General features: G+C 39.0%; 5 protein-coding genes and 1 pseudogene. 3 read left to right on the top strand and 3 right to left on the bottom strand.

All coding sequences use genetic code 11. The annotated features are described in order from the left end of the window. From IV71_RS08060 to IV71_RS07755, 3 genes and pseudogenes are all read right to left on the bottom strand, one after another. Window positions 1-369, bottom strand: a pseudogene (locus tag IV71_RS08060) (SAM-dependent methyltransferase); the annotation flags it as partial. A 288-nt stretch (window positions 370-657) separates the two neighbouring features. After that, complete coding sequence (locus IV71_RS07955) at window positions 658-807, bottom strand: hypothetical protein (RefSeq protein WP_010691069.1); 150 nt, start codon at window positions 805-807, stop codon at window positions 658-660. 73 nt (window positions 808-880) lie between these two features. Then, window positions 881-1,453, bottom strand: a complete 573-nt coding sequence (locus IV71_RS07755) for a helix-turn-helix domain-containing protein (protein ID WP_010691071.1) — start codon at window positions 1,451-1,453, stop codon at window positions 881-883. A gap of 143 nt (window positions 1,454-1,596) precedes the next feature. Between IV71_RS07755 and IV71_RS05435 the strand changes: the two genes are divergently transcribed. From IV71_RS05435 to IV71_RS05420, 3 genes are all read left to right on the top strand, one after another. Then, window positions 1,597-1,806, top strand: coding sequence for a helix-turn-helix domain-containing protein (locus tag IV71_RS05435; RefSeq protein WP_010691073.1), 210 nt, complete (start codon window positions 1,597-1,599; stop codon window positions 1,804-1,806). A gap of 158 nt (window positions 1,807-1,964) precedes the next feature. Further along, window positions 1,965-2,162 (top strand): hypothetical protein, encoded by a 198-nt coding sequence (locus IV71_RS08055; RefSeq protein WP_158534699.1) that lies wholly within the window; start codon window positions 1,965-1,967, stop codon window positions 2,160-2,162. A 311-nt stretch (window positions 2,163-2,473) separates the two neighbouring features. After that, on the top strand, window positions 2,474-2,846 hold a 373-nt coding region (locus IV71_RS05420), incomplete at its 3' end, for a Rha family transcriptional regulator (RefSeq protein ID WP_162258598.1).

The following is a 2,846-nucleotide window of genomic DNA, read 5'->3' as shown; positions in this document are numbered from 1 at the left end:
ACTATTGTCAGACTGGTCAGAGTTGCGCCACAAGTCAATACCTGTAGCGTGACCATTACCTGATAAAAGTTTAGCAAACATTAGCAAAACCATTGCATGACCAGTACCTAAGTCAAGAACTTTTGAATTAGGATCAATCGTTATTTTTGATAAAAAACTGTTCCATATCTTGTGCTTTCCTCGAATGGAGGTATTGATAAAGATGGCGCCTGCAAAAATCATCAGAACGCCATATAAAATCGTCCACATATAACCACTGTAGTATTTATGAAAGGCAATGCCGTAGACAATTGCAAGAATGCCCCCTAAAATATATAAGAATGGTACTAAGGGTGCATCGAGGCCTTTTTTCTTTAGCTGTTTAATCATTATTTTAAAAATATCCTTTCATCCCCAATAAGGGGGGCATGCCTCACTAATATAGGTGCTTTAGATCATGTAAGCCCAAGAGTTTTTTTATTTGTCCTGTTACAGTCCTAGTAAATAAGTAACTGTGTAACCGACAACCGCAACAATACCAACAATCACAGCGGAGGTTATGTATCGTTTGTATTTAGTGTTCATTATTTTTAATATATCCTTTCATCCCCAATAGTTGCAGTACATCCCTTACTAATCAATGTGCTTTGTATCATGAAAGCCCCATAACGGGCTTTTTTATTTGTAAAAAATTAGCGCTCGATATGTTACAGACCAAGGTGTCACACTCACAACCTCTTGACCTTGTTGTTCAATATCAAAAATCGCCTCGTTTAGTTTTTTCTCCAGGCCGTGTGCTGATATTGCTTGTACTATTTTTGTTTTCATAAATACTCTTCCTCATCCTCATCTTCTGAACGCCCGATTGTAGTATGCCACGTAAGCCCCATAGTGGGCTTTTTTATTTTAGATTGTTAAGGCTATCTTCTTCTAAAATATCTAGAAAAGCACGCATATTGAAAATAAAATTTGATAATTCGTTATCAGTAATTGTGACATCGATTAGGTTAAGCGAATTTACAACCATATCAAAAGCAATTTTGTAGCGGTTTAATTTATGTTCAGAATACATAGGCGGCATTACTTTACGTATTCGTGAGTGGGTAGTATACACAATTTTACCAAATGAAAGTTTAACCTCTTCATCAGATTCGAATCTATCTGGAAATGTTCTATTAAAAATATCGATAAAATCTAACTCACTTGGTTTTTTAGCAAAAAAATCAACATCACTATTATAACTAGCATCTTGATATTTTGAATTTGTTAAACCTTGTAAATACGCAACAGACACCCCAAAAAAGTCGGCCAGTTTTTGCCAGGTTGCTAGTTTCGGTTCACGTTTTCCATTTTCATAATTGGAAATAGTAGCGTCGCTAATCTTGTCAAAATACCCGTCTTCAACAAGTTCTTTTGCCATGGCCATCATCGAAAGGCCTTTTTCTTTTCTTAATTTGCTCAAATTATTAGTCATACAACGCCTTCTTTTAGCTGTTTCATATTCAAATATTAGCTTAAAACTAACAAAATGTAAACCAATCCTTGCACTAACAAAACATTAGTGATATATTTTGTTTACACTGACGAAATGTTAGCGAAATTGTGAGGAGAAATGCTATGGCACAACATTTACAGTATTTAACGCCAGATACACAAAAGGCGATTAGGCGAAAGCGTGGCGAGTTGTCCTTAACCAAGGATAGCCTAGCTAAGCAGTTGGGGGTATCACGTCCAACACTTAACAGAATAGAAGGCCAAGCTGATGGCGTAGCCGTCCGCATTGATATTTACAAGCGGGTCTCTAATTGGCTTGCTGAACATGTATAGGAGGTAAGCACAGAGCATGGAGCAGACAACACAGACGGTCACAGAGTGGCCAAGGTGGCTTAATTTAAAGGACTCGGCAAAGTATGCAGGGTGTTCGTCTAACACGTTCAAGCGCCATCTAGTGAACGCTGGACGAGTGAGGGCGCACGTCACAGGGTATGGCACGGTTTACGACCGTGACGAAATTAGCAAAGCGATTGAAGAATGGCATTAAGGGGGATGAGATGGAAGTTTGGAACATTGTAACAACGCTGGTAACAGTGGCATGTATTGGAGTAGTTGGCTATGTAGCGGGTTACACCGTGCGAGACATGGAAGCCAAGCAATCACACAAGAAAGCGCTTAAGAGGGGATGATAACCGTGGATAACAGAGACTACACCAAGGACGTACTTAGCTCTATTGGGTATTACCAAGATGAACTACACAAGGCTGAAACTATCTTAGGTGGATCTAAAATGCCGGGACTTGAACCAAGCCATAAGGAACTAATCCTATCTATGAGACTGGCTCAAACGAAAATTAGCAATGTTTTAACTGACTTGGCCACCTTGGAAGATACGACAAAAGACCAGCTTAGTTAAGGCCACCGTGAAAGATGAATACTTTCGCATAAAAATGTAAGTATTGCATTTTGAAAATGCTAAACCTAGAAAGGAAAAGAACGAATGGAATTAGTCTATTACAAGAAATTACAGGATGAGCTGTACACGACCAATGAAATTATTGGTAAATACACAGGAGTAGCTGTCCCAAGTATCAATAAAGCAATTAAGCGAAATGAACGAATGTTAAAAGAGTTTGGGGTTTTGAGACACGGTGTCCGAAAACCTCTAGCAGGTTCATCGGGTGGACGTCCTACTAAGATTTACAAATTGAATGAACAGCAAGCAACTTTTTTAATCACACTTCTAGACAACACACCGCAGGTAAAAGAGTTTAAGAAGGCACTGGTTAAAGCGTTCTACAGCATGAAGCAGGAACTAGACCAAGCCAAGCTAAATCGAGAGCTTAACAAGCGGGCAAACATTGGACTGGCTG

Source organism: Fructobacillus fructosus KCTC 3544 (genome assembly GCF_001438695.1).
GTDB classification, from domain to species: Bacteria; Bacillota; Bacilli; order Lactobacillales; family Lactobacillaceae; genus Fructobacillus; species Fructobacillus fructosus.
The sequence above is the reverse complement of the archived record's forward strand: the minus strand, read 5'-3'. Positions and strand labels throughout refer to the sequence as shown.